The organism is Enterobacter cloacae complex sp. I1M, assembly GCF_014982425.1.
Lineage (GTDB): Bacteria > Pseudomonadota > Gammaproteobacteria > Enterobacterales > Enterobacteriaceae > Enterobacter > Enterobacter intestinihominis.
Genome location: NZ_JADCLG010000083.1, coordinates 1 through 358, shown reverse-complemented (window position 1 = coordinate 358; position 358 = coordinate 1). Strand labels below are relative to the sequence as shown.

Annotated in this window: 1 protein-coding gene; it reads left to right on the top strand. The window is 41.9% G+C overall.

Annotated elements, in window-relative coordinates; all coding sequences use genetic code 11:
- Positions 1-112 precede the first annotated feature (112 nt).
- Positions 113-358, top strand: a 246-nt coding sequence (locus INF86_RS22315; protein ID WP_193543958.1) for a DUF262 domain-containing protein, incomplete at its 3' end; no start/stop codon positions are given.

Below are 358 nucleotides of genomic sequence, written 5' to 3'. Positions count from 1 at the left end.
CTACGACCGTGTGCGCGATGTGATTGAAACGTTCATTAATGGGATGCGCGGGTTTTAAAAACTGTATGGCCTCTCACGGGGCCTTTAGCATAATTTTTATGAGGTATGTTTTATGTCGGTGGTGGTAGCAAGTTGTAATTTAGCCCAGCTGTTATCTGGCGAGGTGATTACACCAACGGAAGGAGAATTAATTACAGGGAGCTTAGCTATTCCAGAATACCAGCGCCCCTATTGTTGGGGAGAGTCACAACTGGATAAGTTGTGGAAAGACTATCTTCATTATAAAAAAAATCATCAAGAGAATGCCTGGTATCTTGGCAGTCTAATACTGCATAAAGATCCTTCCGGAATATTAAAT